Source organism: Bdellovibrio bacteriovorus HD100 (assembly GCF_000196175.1).
Lineage (GTDB): Bacteria > Bdellovibrionota > Bdellovibrionia > Bdellovibrionales > Bdellovibrionaceae > Bdellovibrio > Bdellovibrio bacteriovorus.
On sequence record NC_005363.1, the window covers coordinates 773,636 to 790,391 of the forward strand.

Below are 16,756 nucleotides of genomic sequence, written 5' to 3' on the forward strand. Positions count from 1 at the left end.
ATTTAGATCCTTCTTCGTTTATATCGAGGAATGGAATGTATAAATACTTACAAGTTCAGAAGGTCAGACTGGGATAGCTGTGTTCTCTAACAGAAGGCTTAGGAAGGAGTTTCGTGGAACCGCAAGACCTTCCCCAGGAAGGTCCGGGTTCTTTCGCTCTCAGCGCGGCTGAAGATCTTCTCGGGTGGTCCTTGCTCGACGACCTGGCCTTCATCCATGAATAAGATGCGATCACTGACTTGTCGGGCGAAACCCATCTCGTGGGTGACAATGACCATGGTCTTTCCGCTGTGAGCCAGCGATTTGATCACATCCAAAACTTCTCCAACCATTTCCGGATCCAGAGCTGAAGTGGGCTCGTCAAACAACATCACTTGCGGTTCCATGGCCAGTGCTCGTGCAATGGCGACACGCTGTTGCTGTCCTCCGGAAAGTTCGTGTGGATAGCTGTCGGCTTTTTCAGCCAAGCCCACACGGGCCAGCAGTTCCCGGGCCTTGGCTTCCGCGGCCTCCTTGGAAAGGTGTTTCACCTTCCTGGGGGCCAGCATAATATTCTGCAACGCCGTTTTGTGCGGGAACAGATTGAAGCGCTGAAATACCATGCCCACGTGAGCCCGCAGTTTGTTCAGATCCGTCTGCGGGTTGGTGACCTCAAAGCCGTCGACCTTGATGGTGCCCGCTTGGGCGATTTCCAGGGCGTTGATGCATCTTAAAAAGGTGCTTTTGCCAGAGCCGGACGGTCCAATCACACACACCACTTCGTTGTCCTTGATTTCACAGGACACGTTTTTAAGAACCTGGCGGCTGCCAAAGAATTTGTCCAAGGCTTGAATCTGAATCATGCGGATTGGTACCTTTTCTCAAGACGGTGAACCACAAAGGACATGCCCAGGGTGATGATCAGATAAATCAACGAAATAAACAGATATGGTTCCCAATAGCGGGCATAGGCTCCCGCAGCGGTGCGGGCGGCGTAAGCCAGTTCTGCCAAACCGATGGCCGACACCAAAGAAGAATCCTTCAGCAGGGTGATGGCTTCATTTCCCAACGGAGGCAGCATGCGACGAAACGCCTGCGGAATGATGATGGACTTCATCGTGTGGAAGTAACTCAGGCCCAGAGATCTTGCCGCTTCAAATTGGCCGCGATCAATGGACTGGATCCCGGCACGGAATATTTCGGCGATATAAGCCGCTGAATTAAGACTTAATGCCAACGCACCGGAAATAAGCGCGCCGTATTCCCGTTTCAGGTAAAGAGCCATGTCACCCGAGATCAGCAGCCCGTCTTCGGGATGAATCAGCAAAGGGACCAGGGCAAAATGAATCAGCAGGATTTGCACAAACAGGGGAGTGCCACGGAAAAAGCCAATATAGATTTGCGATGGCAGACGGACGAACAAGTGAGTCGGCCAGCGCCAGGGGCCACGTTCTATGCGGGCGATTTTCCCCAGTCCCAAAAACAGGCCCAGGATGGTGCCAAAAAAGATTCCGATCAAAGTCAGTTGCAGGGTGGTGGCCAGCCCCTGCATGAAGAGAGGCCAGTATTCGATGATGATGTCAGTGCGAAACCACGAAAACATCAGTTCTTCTTTTCTCCGAAGTATTTTTTGAAGATGCTGTCATAGGTGCCGTCGGCTTTGATGGCCGCCAGCCCGTCATTGATCTTCTTCAGCAGGTCTGTGTTGCCCTTTTTAACCGCGATGCCATATTGCTCTTTCGAGAATGTGGTGTCTGACAGGACCTTGAAGTCTTTCGGGTTGTTGGCAAAGAAGTTGTTGATGACGCCGTTGTCGGCAACAACAGCATCCACTCCGCCGTTGATCAGTTCTTGCAAAGCCAAAGGGGTGCCTTCAAAGCGTTTGATGTTCGAGCTGGCTCGGCCCAGCAGGCGGGTGACGACTTCGTCTCCGGTGGTGCCGATCTGAACACCGACCTTCAGTTTTTTCAAGTCATCGAACTTGCTGACCTTGGAGCTGTTGGGAACCGCAATGAGCTGAACGGCATCAAAATAGGGCTCTGAAAAGTCCATTGTTTTTTTGCGTTCGTCATTGATGGTGATGGCGGAAATCAGGATGTCGCGATCACCGGACTCCAGTTGGCTGAACAGGCCTTCCCAGGGGGTGTTCACTATATTCAGAGTCAGGCCTTGTTTGGCCGCGATGGCTTGAATGATCTCGATGTCGAAGCCACTGATGCTTTTGTCGGCGTTTTCGATTTCAAATGGGGCGTAGGCGGCATCCGTTCCAACGGTGAGTTCTTTTTTTGCTGATGTTTTTGCCGCAGTGTCAGCGGTCCCGGACTCTTTTTTGGTGCAACCCAAAGTCATTAGCAGAAGGCAACTGGTGATAAGAAGCGAAAGTCGTTTCATTCAAAATCCCCCGAAAGTGTCTACTGGACCCGTTCACTTGACCACCGCTTCTGTTTTGAGTCAAATGTCATTTCGGGAGTAATTCATGAAATCCGTTCTGGTCAAGGTTGTTGGCTCCATTCTGCGCAGCCTGTTTGTTTCCATCGTGATGTTTGTCATTGTTTTTTCTGTGATCACCCGCGAATTCCCGCCCAACTTCGGAAAGCTTCAGGGAAGCTGGCAGAATCTGCAGCAGATGGCGCAGCTCAGCCGGCAGATTCATGATCAGAACAAGGTTTTGAAATCGCAGCAGGCCCAGGACGGTTTTGTCGAGGACGCGGATCTGGAAAAACTGCAGGAGCTGAACTTGAAACGGGCCGAACTCGGAGCGGGTCTATTAAGTGGAGAAGCGGTGGGTGTTGCCGCCTCTGCGGACACCGAGGCGCTTAAAGTCCGGGTCCAGGAACTTGAAAAGCAACTATTCCGTTTGCAGCAAAGAGTGAACGAACTCGAGTCAGCCCGACCTTAGTCGGTGTGTCCACACAACCCTAAGTCCTGTATCAGAGTGGGGCACTTGCTCCATTGTCTTTTATTTTTCACAATGATTCAGTGGCATTAGAAATTTCAAAACTTAAAAATATCAAGATGTTGGTTCTCGACGTTGATGGCGTATTAACTGACACACGCGTGTGGTTTGATGGCACTGAATGGCGCCGCTTTTATTCCATCCGGGATGGCGTGGGCATCAAACGTCTGATGGAATCCGGTTACAAAATAGCAGTGATTACAGGCAGTAAGGCAGAGGATATTCGCGCTCGCGTGAAGGCTCTTGGTATTCAGTATTTCTATGAGGGTGCTCTCGACAAAGAGCCCTCTTTCTTGCAGCTGCAGCAGGAATCCGGCCTGAAGCCTGAAGAGATGGCGTATGTCGGTGATGATATTTTTGATATTCCCATGATCGAGGCGGTGGCATTTGGAGCAACGGTTCCAGAGGCGGTCGATGAAGTTATGGAAGTGGCTGATTATGTGACCCGCAGACCTGGTGGTTTGGGGGCTGTTCGTGAAGTTTGTGATTACATCTATAAATACGGTGCATTTGCATCGGGTAGGTAAGAAATGCTAAAAAATGGTTTCAAGGCCGCTCTCATCATAGTTCTTGCGCTGATGCTGCATAAGGCGGCTTTTGCGGAAGTGGTGAATCTTCCTACAGAGGAACTGGCACAAGAGTCCGTGCTTCCGGTTTTCGATAAACCCGTCAGCGTGAAAAACCGCAACGTGGTGACAGCCGGTCGTTTTGAAGTCGATGGTTTTTACGGCTATGCGATGACAGAACCTATCGCCAACGTTTCCAAACTGGGCCTGGGTATCTATTATAACACCAGCGAAGCCCATGCCTGGGGTCTATTGATTGCCAAAAACTTTGCGGGCCTTTCCAGCTATGCCGATCAGCTGGATCAGCAGTTCAGTCTGGATTTCAGCCGCGCCCCGGCTCCAGAGATGACGATCATGGGTGATTACAATCTGAAAGCTTTCTACGGAAAAATGAGTCTGACCAAATCCCTGGTGTTCAACACGCTTCTTTACGGATCCGCTTCCGTGGGGGCGGTGAAGTTTGTGCACAAAACTTACCCGGCGGTGGCTGTGGGTATCGGTCAGAAATTCTATTTCACCAAACAATGGGCCTTGCGCTTTGATTTGCGTCTTTATGCCAATCAGGCTCCGATTCCATTCCTGAACGGAGCGCTGAAACCCGGCGATCCAAAGCCTGACTACAGTGATTTCCAAGAGCGTCTAACCTACACTACAAACCTGGATGTGGGTTTGTCCTATCTGTTCTAAGAGGAGCTGACAGATGTTAAGCAGAAAACTCACTTCTCTGGTAATTGTGTCCCTGGCGCTGATGGCGCCGGGCCTGGGTTATGCCCAGTCTGAAGGTGACGAACTGGATGTGATCGAACTGGAGCTTGAAAAAGAGGCGCCTAGACAGCAGCCGTCCATTTCTGATTCCACGCCGTCCTATCAGGAGACCGCTCCCAAGGACAACACTCTGACGGACTTCTCGGGACTGGGCACCTTGGCTCCATTCCAGGAAATTTCCATCATTCAAAAACGCTTCCTGCCCAAAACCGGCCGCTTCCAGTTGTTCGGTGGTTTGACGACAGTGACGAATGATCCGTTCTTCCTGACATTCGGGGGGGTGGCGAAAGCCAGCTACTTTATGTCTGAAAGCTGGGGTCTGGAGCTGAACTATTTCGGTCTGACCACCTCCAGTCGCCAGGCAACGGATGAACTGAAGGAAATTCAGGGTGTCAGCACCGAGAACCTGGTTTATCCAAAGTCCTTTATCGGTGTGGATCTGATGTACATCCCGGTTTACGGTAAAATGACCTGGTTCAATGAAACGATCGTTCCATTTGACCTGTATCTGTCTGCTGGTTACGGCAACACCGAAACCCAGTCCGGTGAAAGCGCAGGAACTGTGCACTTGGCAGCAGGGCAGATCTTCGCCCTGAGCAAAGCCTATGCGGTTCGCTGGGATTTCAGCTGGAACTTCTTCAATGCCAAAGGCATCGACGGCTCGACAAATTCTTTCAACAACCTCTTCCTTACCGTGGGTATGAGTTGGTTCTTCCCGGAGGCTAGTTACCGATGAAGAAATTATTACCTCTCCTGATTGCCGCAAGTATTGCAGTTCCGGTGGTGGGCGATGCCCAACAGCGAAAAACGCTGAAAAAGCAGCCAGCTCCGGCACGTCGTGCAGCTCCGCTTGTATCGGGGAACACACGTGAAGCGACCCTCAGAAACCAACTCAGCAACGCCCTTCGTATGGCCCAAAGCGGGCAGTATGAATCCGCTGCCAATGCGCTGTTCTCGCTCAGCCGCCGTTCCGAACTGGCTTCGGAGCGTCCGCAGATCAAGTACATCCTGGGCACCATGCTGGTTGAGCTGAAACTTTATCAGACGGCCGCATTCCAGTTCGTGGATGTGATCCGCATGAAACATCCCAAGTATTCCAAAATGGCGATCGAAAAGCTTTCGATCGTGGCGGACTCCCTGGGTGATGACACGATTCTGAACTACGCGATTTCCCGTGTGGACCTGAATGACTTCCCGGCGAATCTGCGTGACATGATCAACTTCCGTTTGGGTGAAATCCGCCTGCGCAACCGCGAATTTGCCAAAGCCGCGGACCTGTTCAGCCGTGTTTCTCCGACCAGCAGCTATTATTTCCAGGCTTTGTACGCCAAGGGTCTGGCAGAACTTGAAGCCAACCAGCCGTCTTTGGCTGTGGGCACCTTCAACAAAATGCTCGATGCCCGCCGTCGCGCTCCGGTGACGGACACGAACAAAGTGGCCGCTCAAATGGGTCTTGCCCGTGCCCTTTATCAAAAGCAGGATTGGGATGCTTCCGTGGAAGCCTATTCCCAGGTCCCTCGCGATACTTTGATGTGGCATGACGCGGTCTTTGAGCAGAGCTGGGCGATGCTGCGTGCGGCGCGCTTCCGTTCTTCTTTGAGTAACTTCCAAACTCTCCACTCGGCATATTACGAAGACTTCTATATGCCGGAGAGCTTGCTTTTGCGCTCGATCGTCTACCTGTACATCTGTAAGTACGACGAGATGGAAAAGGTCCTAAGCCTGTTTGAAAAAACCTATGGCCCGGTCCGCTCCAAAATCGGTGACTTCCTGAAGTCCTCCAACGAAGCCGGAACCTTCTATGCAGAGGTTGAAAAAGCCCACCTGATGAAGACCACGGACAAGTCGGCGAACCTGCGCCTGCCATACATCGTTCTAAGAAACGTGCTGGATCAGGGGGATGTGAAGCGTTCCATGCATTATCTGGAAAAGCTGAACCAGGAAAAAGCGCGTGTGGAATCCAACTCCGCGTTCCGTGCTTCTCCGCTGGGTCAGTATTCCCTGAAGATCCTTGCAAACCGCAGCAAGAACACCAAGTTCGCTATCGGCGACATGGTCAAGGCGCACTTGCTGAACATGCGTGTGGAACTGCGTGACCTTTACGAACAGGCCGGATTCATCCGTTACGAGATGATCACGGGCCGCAAGGAAAGTATCAAAAAGAAAATCGCGGGTAAAGACATCAGCGGTGACCAGATCGATGAAAACGTGAACCGCAAGTTCTACATCGAAAACGGTTATGAGTACTATCCATTCCAGGGTGAGTACTGGCTGGATGAAGTTGGAAACTACCACTACCTTGGAAAACAGAGCTGCGAGTAAAGTATGAAAATCAACAGGCATCAACTTCTTGTTTCCGGATTTATGAGTCTTGTTCTGGCGTCCACTGCGGGCGCCCAGACCAAAACTGTTAAGACCACCAAAACCGTCAAGAAAAAGACTGTCGGTGAACTGTTGTCCCAGGCCAACGAAGGCAGTCGCGGCGGCAGAGTGCAGATGTCCAAAACGGACACCTCACTGCCTTCAGCGAACATGGGTTTCAAACAGGATGTCCAGAATTACAATCTGGAATCCGTCAAACCTCCGCGCTCTTCTGAAATCATGCAAAGAGACAGCGGCAACGGTCAGGCCGAGTACGAAAGAGTTCTGGATCAGCAGATCCGTGAACTGTACAAACTGACACAGAAATTCAAAACCAGCCCGAACCGCGGGGAGTTGTGGTTGCGTCTGGCCGAGCTGTATGTCGAAAAAGCCAGTCTGATTGATTCGCGCAAGCAGGATGAATACGACGCGAAACTGCGTGCGTTCCAGGCCGGCAAAACCAAATCCAAACCTCGTCTGGATACGGCGGAAGCCCGCGAATACAACAAAAAGGCCGTTCAGCTTTATGAATGGTTCCAGCGTGACTTCCCACGCGACGAAAAGATGAGCCAGGCGCTCTTCTTCCTGGGGTACAACTATTTCGAACTGGGTGAAGTAAAAAAAGGTGCGGATTACTATGAAAAGCTAACCCGCGGCTATCCGAACTCCCAGTTTGTCGGCGAGGCGCACTTCGCCCTGGCTGAATATTATTTTGAAAATGAAAGATGGGCGAATGCCTATAAAGAGTATTCTTTCCTGATCAAGGAAAAGAAGCACCGTCTTCACACCTTTGCCCTGTACAAGGGTTCATGGTGCTTGTTCCGTCTGGGTAAGGTTCAGCAGGCGATGACGTATCTGGAATACATCATCAAAGCCGGCAAGAATGAAACCGGCGATCAACTGGCAAGCCGCATGAAAGTGAACCGCACGCGTCTTGAGGGCGAAGCCCTGCGTGACATCGTGGTGTTCTATGCGGAAGGCGGCGATCCAAACAAAGCGGCGGATTACTTCAAGAACCTAGTGGGCAACAACTACAGCCCTTACTTGGAAAGACTGGCGTATCAGTATTCGGACCGCGGTAACAAAGATGCGTCCCGTGATGTGTTCAAACTTCTGATTTCTCAGAACCCGACGGCACCCAAAGCCTTCGAGTACCAGTATCAGATTGTGCAAAACTACTTCTACGCAAAGAACACTCAGCGCTTTAAAACCGAGCTTTACGGTTGGGTGAAAGACTATGACTCTTCCGGGGCGTGGTATGCCGCGAACAAAGGCAATAAAGAGCTGATTGAGAACTCGTACAAGCTGCGCGAAACCACGCTGCGCAACTATGTTTTGCAGCAGCACCAAACAGCGCAAAACTCCCGCGCCCAGTATTCACAGTCCCAGGCTTACGAAGGGTACCAATTGTACCTGCGTGAGTTCCCGGATTCAGCGACCGCAGCCGACATGCACTTCTACTTCGGTGAATTGCTGTACGATATGGGTAAATACGATGAAGCATCCATGCAGTACAAGTGGGTGGTGGATAACGCGCCTCAAAGCAAGTTCTATGGCAAATCAGCCCAGAACTTGATCTTGTCTGTCGAGCGCAGCATCCCGTCTGATCAGGAAATGCAAAAACGCGTCGGAAATTCCACCGACCCGGTTCCGTTGGAGCCGAAAGTGGACCGCTTTATCAAAGCCGGTCAGTGGTATGTGGAAAAGTTCCCATCGTCTGAAAAAGCCGTGGAAATCAAATTCCGTATGGGTCGCCTGTACTATCAAAGCAATCACTTTGATCAGGCAACGGCTCACTTCCGTGACATCGTAAAACAGCATCCGAACACCAAGTACGCCGAATACTCGGCCAACTTGCTGCTGGATATTTACAATCTCAGAAAAGACTATGCGGGTCTGGAGAAAACCGGGGCCGAACTTCTGGCTGTTCCGGGCATTGCCTCCTCCAAAGCGGGGGCGGACATCCGTGGCGTGATGGAAAAAGCGTCCTTCAAGCGCGGTCAGGATCTGGAGCTTGAAAAGAAATACGCGGACAGTGCACAGGTGTTTGAATCCTTTGCAAAACAGAATCCGAAGTCCAATCTGGCAGTCAATGCGAACTTCAATGCGGCTGTAAACTATGAAAGAGCAGGGATGAATGCTCCGGCGATCGCGGCTTACCAGGGGGTTCTGGCCTCCAAGGATCCGGCAGCGGACAAATTGAAGCCCAAAGCCCGCCGTTTGCTGGCGAAGCTTTACCAGGATTCTGCCCAGTTCGAGGAAGCAGCGAAACTTTACCGTCAGGCAGCTCAGGAAAATCCAACCGATTCCCTGGCTCCGAACCTGATGTTCAATGCGGCTGTATTGTATGAAGCCCTGGGTAAATCGGATGAAGCCATCCGTTCTTACACGGACTTCACTAAAATGAACAAAAAACACAGCGACAACGTTGAAGCGGTGTTCAGCATGGCCCAGATCCATCGCAAAGCCGGTCAGACTGGTGCTGCGATTGCCCGCTACATGGAATACGTGGAAGCCGGCGGTCGTGATCAAGAGCGTGTGGTTGAAAGTGCTTACTGGGTCAGCGAACTGTCAACTCGTCAGAAAGCGACAACAAGAGCTCAGGAATGGCGCCAGAAAACTTTGGCGATCCAGAAGCGCTTTGCGCCGAATAAGAAGGGTGTGGGTGCGACTTACGCCGCCCGTATCAAGCTGGCTGAAGCAGAAGATACTTTCAAAGAGATGAAATCCGTGACCTTCCCTAAAGATCCGGCCAAACAGAAGGCCGCGGCTGACAAGAAAGTCGCGTTGCTGACCAAGTTGACCGGCGAACTGGCGGAAGTGATCAAGTATGACAGTGCAGAAGAAATCGTAAGCTCGCTTTCGATTCTGGGCGATGCCAACTTGAATATGGCTCAGGCGATCATCAATGCGCCACTGCCTCCGGGGCTGAACGCAGAAGAAACGAAGCAGTACAAGGCGGGTGTGGAAAAGTTCGCAGAACCGTTCAACTCCAAGGCTCGTGAAAGTTACAAGGCCACGGTGGATCGCGGTCTGGAACTGGAAGTGTACAACGACGGCTTCAAGTCTGCTTATGAGTACATGAACAGCAAGGATCCAAAGGGTTATTATAACGGTGGCGAAGTGGGCTCTGACATTCGTCTGGTGAATTGGATAGGTCAATAATGAAAAGAATAATCACTTGTTTCAGTTTGCTGGCACTGGCGGCTTGTTCTTCCAGTCCAACCAAAGAAACCGCAGAAGAAACCAAAACAGCAGTGGCGGAAGCCCCGAAAGTGGAGGTTGATGAGTTCAAGGATCTGGAAAAGGTCGAGCCGGTTCGTCCGGTGACTCCACCCGCGCCCTCTCAATATGCGGCGTTGAATGAGGCGATCAAGTCCCAGTCTGATGAAAGAATCTATCAGGCTTCGACGCAGATTCTGACCCAGTCCCCGAATGATGCCCGCGCCCTGAATGCCCTGGCGATGTATCACTATAAACGTGGACGTTTTGATCTGTGCCGTTACCTGTTGGGGAAAGCCATCAGCTCCAGTCCCAAAACAGCAGAGCTTTACTCCAATCTGGGCATCGTCCAGCTGGCGCAAAACGAACGCCGTGATGCTGTGAAGTCCTTCCGCAAAGCTTTGGATATCAACAATGACGAAGCGGTGGCAGCCGCAAATCTGGGCGCGATCTATGTTCAGGAACGTGACTTCGCGAAAGCCGGAGTTGTGCTGGAAACGGCCTATCGCAAGGGTGTGCGTGATCCTCGCGTTTTGAACAACTATGGTATTGCACTGACGGCTCAGGGAAAACTGGACCGTGCTGAAGATATGTACAAGGCGGCTTTGAAAGACAGCGGTAACAACAAAGAGGTGCTGTTCAACTACGCCATTCTGCTGGTCGATCACATGCAGAAGTATCAGGACGGTTTGGAAGTCATTAACAGACTAAAGTTTGTAGGTGGACCTGCAGATAGCCGTAATCGCATTATTGCTTTGGAAAATAAGGCGAAAGCTGGGATAAAATAGAGTGAAGGATCGGGTGAGGACTATGTTGCGATACGTAAGACACATGACAATTATGCTGGCCGCACTTTTCATTTTCGAAGTGAGCCATGCGCAGTCATCCTCTCGGTCCTCGACGACCACGACCACAACAACGACAACGACCACGAAGAAGAAAGCGACGCTGAACTTCGAGGACGAGTTGGTTGAGGGGTCGACGCAAAAGCCGGAACTGTTTTATCTCTTTCAGAAGAAAAACTTCAACTATAAGAGATTGATCAAGTTGAGAGAAAACTTTTTACCCGAGATGAGACGAACAACAGAGGATATCCAGCGGGTCCGGGGTGCTAATTGAGATCGCCGTTAATATTTAGAATTTTCAAAAACAATCAGCTCGTTGGTGTTAAACAGTTCGATCAGGATCAAATCGTGGTCGGACACAATGCTGAAGTGCATCTGGATCTGGATGCCGACGGCGTTTCACCCATTCACTGTCTGATCGAACTTCGTGACAACGGATGGTATGTCTGTGATTTGGGTTCCTCTCAGGGGACTTTCAAAAACGGGCAGGCTGTTCTGGATGAAGCCATCGCTTCTGGCGATGAAATCGAAGTGGGTCCTTTCCGTATTGCCTTCTTTGTGGGTGTGCCGAAGCCTAAAGTGGTTCCGGGCGCGCCAGCTTCTGAAGCTGTGGCTCCAGTGGCTGAAGTGCCAGCGCCACCTCCGCCAAAGCCGGAGCCCTCCATGCCGCCTGCGGCCGTGGTGAAGACGGAAGAAATCAAAGTCACTCCGGTGATCCCGGCGGTGACTCCGAGCATTCCAGTGGAAGCTCCGAAGGCCGAGGAAAAGCCTGTTCTGACTACGGCTCCGGTAAAACCTGAGATCCGCAAAGAACGCTCTTCTTACAAAAAGGCCAAGAAAAGCAAAACATTCGCTCCTCCAAGCGAGATTCAGAATCTGAAATCGCACCTGAAGCCTGGTAAAGGCACGACGGTCGAAGTTCTGGTCACCTGGAAAGAGCGCATTCTGACGACTTATCATTTCAAGGGCAACAAAACCATCCGCGTGAATGCGGGCGGGGACTTGTCTGTGGCTCTTCCTGACGGACTGGTGCCGCGCGGTTATCCGCTGCTGGACATGTCTGCAGGTCTGCGTGTGAACACCACCAACGAGATGGACACCGAAATGGTGATCTCTGGCGGCGTGACCCAGCACGTGGAAGACCTTGCCAAATCCGGCAAGGCACAAAAGGGCGGCAACGGTTACAGTGTGCGCGTGGATCAGAACGAAATGCTGTGTGTGAATCTGCCGGGTGGAAACCTGTGCCTTTACATCCGCTTCGTTCCGCAGGCGCCAACGGTGCCGATGCTTCCAATGATGCTTTCCGGTTCTGAAATGACGGGTTTGGCAATGTCCCTGATTATCGTGGGACTGCTGGCTTTGTATATTTCCGCAACCATTCCGAAAGACTGGCAGGAAAACAAGCAGGAAGAGGTTCAGCGTATTGCCCAGGTGGTGTTCACTAATCCACCGCCGGCGCCAACGCCGACCCCGACGCCTCCTCCACCAGTGCCTCCGACTCCGCCGCCGCAACCGGTGGCGACGCCGACTCCGCCTCCACCTAAGAAAGTGGTTGTGGCTGATGCGAACAAGGAAGCACAGAAAAAAGGAACGACCGGACAGCAGGCTCAGCGTGCCCAAGTGGCGGCAAGAGCCAGCGAAGTGGCTCCGAAGCCCAACGCGAAAGACCGCACCAAGAAGTTCACGTCCACTCGTCAGGGGGGCGCGATCAAAACGGGTAACACGGCCGGTGCGAATGCTCAGTCTTCCAACAAAGATCTTTCCAAAGTGGGTCTGTTCAGCGCCTTCGGTGGCGGTGGCAGCCGCGCCAACATCGACAAAGCCTACTCTGGAGCCGGTGAGGTTCTGGGTATGGCCGACAAGGCGACCGGAACGGCGGGCTTCAATGAAGACCGTGCTGGTGATGATCTGGGATCCAAATTCAAGGATGCCGGAGCTGGTGGAAAAGGGACCGCAACTCAAGGTATCGCCGGAATCGGCACCAAGGGTCGTGGGTCAGGTCAGGCTGCTTACGGTGCGTCTGAGGGCTTCGGTTCGAAGACCACAGTGGCTATCGAAGGCGGTGGTGCTGAAGAATCCTTCGACGCTACCATTGACAAAGAAGCTATCCGTCGTGTGATCCGCTCTAAACTTAACGAGGTGAAAAGCTGCTACGAGCGGGCTTTGAACACTCTTGAGAAGGGTAAGAAGATGGAAGGTAAAGTGATTCTTGCTTGGGAGATCATCGAGCGAGGTCAGGCACGCAACGTGAAAGTTGTCGATTCCACACTGGGCAACCCTGGAGTGGAAGAATGTATCCGCCGTCGTCTGGCAAGCTGGGTGTTCCCAGAGCCACCGACCGGAATGACAGCTGAAGTACAGGCGTACCCGTTTGTTTTGAATCAGGCTAATTAATTAAAGTTTTTAAGAAGGAGAACTTCCCGTGAACCCAACAGTTACAGTAGACAACATGAATTTCATCCAGCGTGCTTTCGCCGAGGGTGGTTTCGTCATGTACGTGATCGCAGTTATCGCCATTCTGGCGCTTTTTGTGATCATCGAAAGAATGATGAAGCTTAAAAATCTTGCCGTGGACAAAAAAGAGTTCACTGACCAGATCTTCAGAATGGTTGTAGCTGGCGATCTGCGCCAGGCCATCAGCTATTGTGATGCTCGCCCGGCTCCTTTGACTAATACAGTAAAAGCGGGTCTTGTTCAGGCGATGAACAAGCGTCCTGATGAAGAAGTGCAAGTGGCAATGGATGCAGCAGTGATGCGCGAAATGCCAAAAGTGGAAGGTTGGACTTCCTTCCTGGCGGTCTTCGGTAACGTGGCCGTACTTGCGGGTCTTCTTGGAACGATTATCGGTATGATCGGTTCCTTCCGTGCGGTGGCGGCAGCCGATCCTGCAACCAAAGCTCTGGAACTTTCCAAAGGTATTTCCCACGCCCTGAACTGTACGGCGTTTGGTCTTTTGGTGGCGATCATCTCTATCGTGGCTTACGGTCTGTTCCAGCACCGCATCCAGAAAACAGAAAATGAAGTGGTTGAGACCAGCATGAGTCTGTTGAACCTGGTTGTTGCAAACAGAGAAAAAATCAAAGACTAACAGAGGTTTTCAATGGCTCACATAGATAGCGGCGATTCCAGCGGCAGAAAAAAGAATATCGAGCTGAACCTCGTGCCTTTCATCGACTTGATGAGCGTTCTTATCACGTTCCTGCTTATCACGGCCGTTTGGACTCAAGTGTCTATGATTCAAATTGGTAGTTCCCTCTATGGGAAGAAATCGGACACGCAACCCAATCCGACACCTCCACCGAACGCCGATGTGGTGCTGAAAGTGGATGTGAAGGAAATGGGTTATGTTTTAACTGTTGGGAAACAAGTGATCAGCCTTCCCATGGTGAACGAACAATTTGATGAAGCGGGTCTTGTGGCGCAACTGCAGCGTGTGAAACAGCTGTATCCTGAAAAAGTGGATGCGATTGTTTCCGTTGCAGACGTCATCCCCTATGAACAACTCATCAAGGCAATGGATAACTGTCTGACCGCAGGGTTCTCGGCAATATCCGTTGCGACGGGAGGGCCGCAGTAATGGCCATCTTCAGACCTGGTGAACGTCATCGTTATCACAATATTTTAAGCAAGAAAAAAGGGAAGCGTGACGTGACGGCGTTGCTGTCACTGACAGCGATGGTCGACATGTTCACGGTTTTGGTTATTTTCCTGCTGCAGAACTACAATGCCACGGGTGAAATTCTTTACATCCCGAAGGATGTGGTTTTGCCAAAGGCCACCAGCGTGCGTGAGCTGAAGCCTGCTCACGTCATCACGATTTCCAGCAACGAGATTCTGCTGGACAGGGACGTGGTGGCGACCTTTGACGAAGTCAAGGGCACGGAAGAATGGCTGATTCCCAAGCTGAAGGACACTTTGGCTGAGGCTCTGGTGAAATCCCGTACCGAACAGGAAGGCAAGCTTCAAAACAAGATTCGCGACGTGGTCGAAACCACACGTGGAGAGGCGGAGGAAGACCCCAACGCCTGGAGCAAAGTCACAATTCAGGCCGACAAAGGCGTGGATTTCCTGACGGTCAAAAAGGTTCTGTTCACTGTGACAGAGGCCGGGGCTGGCGAAATCAACTTTGCGGTGACCAAGCTTCCTCAGGAAACGAATTCGAATTAAGAATAAAAATACATGAAAGCCCGGTGAAAACCGGGCTTTTTGTTTTTCATCCCGGTACAGCATCCGACGCGGAAGTTTTGACCGCGGGTCTGTGATGGTTTAAGATTCTTGTCATCTATGGGTAAATATAAGAATTATATTTTTCTGGCTCTTCTCGTCGCTTTGTTCGTCGAGATTCTTATTATTTTCCCATCGCATCTGGAGCATGAGGACGAGGTCGCCCTGCGCCAGCGGGTTGAAAAACGCGACAAAGAAGCCAAAGAACGCAAGAAAAAGGGCATCAAGGAAGATCCGGGTCCTTCCAGTCTGGCCGATCAAAAAATGGGCGGCGTGCACTTGGTGGAAAGCCAGTCCGGCAATCGGGACTGGGAGTTGTTTGCGGTCTCTGCTGAGGGCAGTCAGGCCGGCGGCAAGTGGAGTCTGCAGCAAGTGCGGGTGCTTTTTTATAACCAGGAAAAGCTCGAGTTCACCGTCACCGGGGATGAGGGTACCATCGACGATAAATCCAAAGATCTGAGTGTTATCGGAAATGTCGTGACCAAGTCCGAGAACGGCTATGTTTTTAAGACGCCATCAATTTTTTATTCGTCAAAGACCCGTCAAATAGTCAGCCCCGAGCAGGTGCTGATGGAGGGGCCTAGGGATTCTTCCGGCGGCGGTCTGTTTTTAAAGGGCGCCAGCATGAAGGTTCTGGTTGAGCAGTCCAAGATGCTGATTCAGAACAAGGTGACGGCGCAAAAGCCGATGAAGGACGGAAAAACTTTTGATATTTCCGCGGACGGCGCCGAATTCAGCGGTAAAAGCCGCGAGGCCCGCTTCCTCGGGGCTGTTCGCATGAACTATGACAACATGAAACTGGAAGGGCCCGAGGCTTCATTCCTTTATGGAAAGGGCGCGGATATTCTCAGTTCCGTGGCGGTGAAAGGCGGGGTGCGCGTCAGTGACGTGGACAAATTCGCCACCTCCGAGAGTGTGAATCTGGACCTGCTGGCAAATCAGTACACGTTCAAGGGTCGCCCCAAGGTGATCCAGAATAATGATGAGCTGACCGGAGAGGAAATCGTCTTCCTTGAAGGCGGAAAAAAGGTTAAAGTGGAACGAGTACGAGCGAAGGTGGAGAATAAAGATCAATGAGCATGCTCACCATCAAAGACATTTCTAAGTCCTTTAAAAAGCGCAAGGTCGTTGATGGCGCCTCTTTTTCTGTGGAGTCCGGTCAGGTTGTAGGCCTGCTGGGCCCGAACGGTGCCGGCAAGACCACTTCGTTCTATATGGTCGTGGGTCTGGTTCAGCCGGATTCCGGCACGATCAACCTGGATGAAACCAATATCACTCAGGAGCCGATGTACAAACGCGCCCGCGTGGGTCTGAGCTATCTGGCTCAAGAGCCCAGCATTTTCCGCAAACTGACCGTGGCAGAAAATATCATCGTGGCCCTGGAGGCTCATGGTTATTCTGGGGCGTCCCGTTCTGAAAAGCTGGAACAGTTGATTGGGGACTTCCACGTCGGTCACATCCGCGACAGTTATGGCTATGCCCTGTCCGGGGGGGAGCGCCGCCGTGTGGAGATCGCCCGCGCCCTGGCCGGGTCGCCGAAGTTCATTCTTCTGGATGAGCCCTTTGCGGGGATCGATCCCATTGCGGTCGCTGACATCCAGAATATCATCCGCGAACTTAAGGCCAAAGGTATAGGAGTTCTGATCACAGATCATAACGTGCGTGAGACTTTGGGCATTTGCGACTATGCTTATATATTGAAGGACGGGAAGATTCAGGTCAGCGGAAGTTCTGATGAAATCGCAAATTCCGAATTGGCACGTAAGTTCTATCTCGGCGAAAACTTTAAGCTGTAAAGCCATCCCGGCTGTTACGGTTCTTGGGAAAGGGAAATTTTA

General features: G+C 51.7%; 17 protein-coding genes. 14 read left to right on the forward strand and 3 right to left on the reverse strand.

Going from position 1 to position 16,756, the window contains the following annotated elements:
* Positions 1–98: 98 nt before the first annotated feature.
* From BD_RS03765 to BD_RS03775, 3 genes are read right to left on the reverse strand one after another with little or no spacing between them, the layout of a single operon-like run.
* Positions 99–842 (reverse strand): amino acid ABC transporter ATP-binding protein, encoded by a 744-nt coding sequence (locus BD_RS03765; RefSeq protein ID WP_011163374.1) that lies wholly within the window; start codon positions 840–842, stop codon positions 99–101.
* Complete coding sequence (locus tag BD_RS03770; RefSeq protein WP_011163375.1) at positions 839–1,582, reverse strand: amino acid ABC transporter permease; 744 nt, start codon at positions 1,580–1,582, stop codon at positions 839–841. Before BD_RS03770 ends, BD_RS03765 begins: the two co-directional genes overlap by 4 nt.
* On the reverse strand, positions 1,582–2,370 hold the full coding sequence (locus BD_RS03775; RefSeq protein WP_011163376.1) for a basic amino acid ABC transporter substrate-binding protein: 789 nt from the start codon (positions 2,368–2,370) through the stop codon (positions 1,582–1,584). The genes BD_RS03770 and BD_RS03775 overlap by 1 nt, the downstream gene beginning before the upstream one ends.
* 85 nt (positions 2,371–2,455) lie before the next feature.
* On the opposite strand from BD_RS03775, the gene BD_RS03780 reads away from it, so the two are divergent.
* The 14 genes from BD_RS03780 (at position 2,456) to lptB (ending at position 16,714) form a co-directional block, all read left to right on the forward strand.
* On the forward strand, positions 2,456–2,878 hold the full coding sequence (locus tag BD_RS03780) for a hypothetical protein (RefSeq protein ID WP_011163377.1): 423 nt from the start codon (positions 2,456–2,458) through the stop codon (positions 2,876–2,878).
* Between the two features lie 116 nt (positions 2,879–2,994).
* Positions 2,995–3,462, forward strand: a complete 468-nt coding sequence (locus tag BD_RS03785; RefSeq protein ID WP_038452239.1) for a KdsC family phosphatase — start codon at positions 2,995–2,997, stop codon at positions 3,460–3,462.
* A gap of 3 nt (positions 3,463–3,465) precedes the next feature.
* Positions 3,466–4,188 carry an outer membrane beta-barrel domain-containing protein gene (locus BD_RS03790; RefSeq protein ID WP_011163379.1) on the forward strand — a complete coding sequence of 241 codons (723 nt, stop codon included), beginning with the start codon at positions 3,466–3,468 and terminating at the stop codon, positions 4,186–4,188.
* A 13-nt stretch (positions 4,189–4,201) separates the two neighbouring features.
* Positions 4,202–5,002, forward strand: coding sequence for an outer membrane beta-barrel domain-containing protein (locus BD_RS03795; RefSeq protein ID WP_011163380.1), 801 nt, complete (start codon positions 4,202–4,204; stop codon positions 5,000–5,002).
* Positions 4,999–6,588: a tetratricopeptide repeat protein gene (locus BD_RS03800; RefSeq protein WP_011163381.1), complete on the forward strand. Its 1,590-nt coding sequence runs from the start codon at positions 4,999–5,001 to the stop codon at positions 6,586–6,588. The genes BD_RS03795 and BD_RS03800 overlap by 4 nt, the downstream gene beginning before the upstream one ends.
* A gap of 3 nt (positions 6,589–6,591) precedes the next feature.
* The gene (locus tag BD_RS03805) at positions 6,592–9,792 is read left to right on the forward strand and encodes a tetratricopeptide repeat protein (protein WP_011163382.1); all 3,201 of its coding nucleotides are present in this window, start codon (positions 6,592–6,594) and stop codon (positions 9,790–9,792) included.
* Positions 9,792–10,637, forward strand: a complete 846-nt coding sequence (locus BD_RS03810; RefSeq protein WP_011163383.1) for a tetratricopeptide repeat protein — start codon at positions 9,792–9,794, stop codon at positions 10,635–10,637. Before BD_RS03805 ends, BD_RS03810 begins: the two co-directional genes overlap by 1 nt.
* Before the next feature lie 43 nt (positions 10,638–10,680).
* A complete protein-coding gene (locus BD_RS18240) occupies positions 10,681–10,968 on the forward strand; it encodes a hypothetical protein (protein WP_050792897.1) in 288 nt (95 codons plus the stop codon).
* The gene (locus tag BD_RS03820; protein WP_011163384.1) at positions 10,965–13,088 is read left to right on the forward strand and encodes an AgmX/PglI C-terminal domain-containing protein; all 2,124 of its coding nucleotides are present in this window, start codon (positions 10,965–10,967) and stop codon (positions 13,086–13,088) included. Before BD_RS18240 ends, BD_RS03820 begins: the two co-directional genes overlap by 4 nt.
* A gap of 28 nt (positions 13,089–13,116) precedes the next feature.
* Entirely contained in the window at positions 13,117–13,782 is a 666-nt protein-coding gene (locus BD_RS03825; protein WP_011163385.1) for a MotA/TolQ/ExbB proton channel family protein, read from the forward strand.
* 12 nt (positions 13,783–13,794) lie between these two features.
* Entirely contained in the window at positions 13,795–14,271 is a 477-nt protein-coding gene (locus BD_RS03830; protein ID WP_011163386.1) for an ExbD/TolR family protein, read from the forward strand.
* A complete protein-coding gene (locus BD_RS03835) occupies positions 14,271–14,861 on the forward strand; it encodes an ExbD/TolR family protein (protein ID WP_011163387.1) in 591 nt (196 codons plus the stop codon). The genes BD_RS03830 and BD_RS03835 overlap by 1 nt, the downstream gene beginning before the upstream one ends.
* Before the next feature lie 117 nt (positions 14,862–14,978).
* The gene (lptC, locus tag BD_RS03840; protein WP_038451572.1) at positions 14,979–15,995 is read left to right on the forward strand and encodes an LPS export ABC transporter periplasmic protein LptC; all 1,017 of its coding nucleotides are present in this window, start codon (positions 14,979–14,981) and stop codon (positions 15,993–15,995) included.
* The gene (lptB, locus tag BD_RS03845; protein WP_011163389.1) at positions 15,992–16,714 is read left to right on the forward strand and encodes an LPS export ABC transporter ATP-binding protein; all 723 of its coding nucleotides are present in this window, start codon (positions 15,992–15,994) and stop codon (positions 16,712–16,714) included. The genes lptC and lptB overlap by 4 nt, the downstream gene beginning before the upstream one ends.
* Positions 16,715–16,756: the final 42 nt, after the last annotated feature.

Coding starts and splice junctions, on each gene's coding strand:
- BD_RS18240 (WP_050792897.1), top strand. CDS start 10,681: ATGACAATTATGCTGGCCGCACTTTTCATTTTCGAAGTGAGCCATGCG.
- BD_RS03800 (WP_011163381.1), top strand. CDS start 4,999: ATGAAGAAATTATTACCTCTCCTGATTGCCGCAAGTATTGCAGTTCCG.
- BD_RS03765 (WP_011163374.1), bottom strand. CDS start 842: ATGATTCAGATTCAAGCCTTGGACAAATTCTTTGGCAGCCGCCAGGTT.
- lptC (WP_038451572.1), top strand. CDS start 14,979: ATGGGTAAATATAAGAATTATATTTTTCTGGCTCTTCTCGTCGCTTTG.
- BD_RS03810 (WP_011163383.1), top strand. CDS start 9,792: ATGAAAAGAATAATCACTTGTTTCAGTTTGCTGGCACTGGCGGCTTGT.
- lptB (WP_011163389.1), top strand. CDS start 15,992: ATGAGCATGCTCACCATCAAAGACATTTCTAAGTCCTTTAAAAAGCGC.
- BD_RS03775 (WP_011163376.1), bottom strand. CDS start 2,370: ATGAAACGACTTTCGCTTCTTATCACCAGTTGCCTTCTGCTAATGACT.
- BD_RS03830 (WP_011163386.1), top strand. CDS start 13,795: ATGGCTCACATAGATAGCGGCGATTCCAGCGGCAGAAAAAAGAATATC.
- BD_RS03780 (WP_011163377.1), top strand. CDS start 2,456: ATGAAATCCGTTCTGGTCAAGGTTGTTGGCTCCATTCTGCGCAGCCTG.
- BD_RS03770 (WP_011163375.1), bottom strand. CDS start 1,582: ATGTTTTCGTGGTTTCGCACTGACATCATCATCGAATACTGGCCTCTC.
- BD_RS03795 (WP_011163380.1), top strand. CDS start 4,202: ATGTTAAGCAGAAAACTCACTTCTCTGGTAATTGTGTCCCTGGCGCTG.
- BD_RS03805 (WP_011163382.1), top strand. CDS start 6,592: ATGAAAATCAACAGGCATCAACTTCTTGTTTCCGGATTTATGAGTCTT.
- BD_RS03790 (WP_011163379.1), top strand. CDS start 3,466: ATGCTAAAAAATGGTTTCAAGGCCGCTCTCATCATAGTTCTTGCGCTG.
- BD_RS03785 (WP_038452239.1), top strand. CDS start 2,995: ATGTTGGTTCTCGACGTTGATGGCGTATTAACTGACACACGCGTGTGG.
- BD_RS03835 (WP_011163387.1), top strand. CDS start 14,271: ATGGCCATCTTCAGACCTGGTGAACGTCATCGTTATCACAATATTTTA.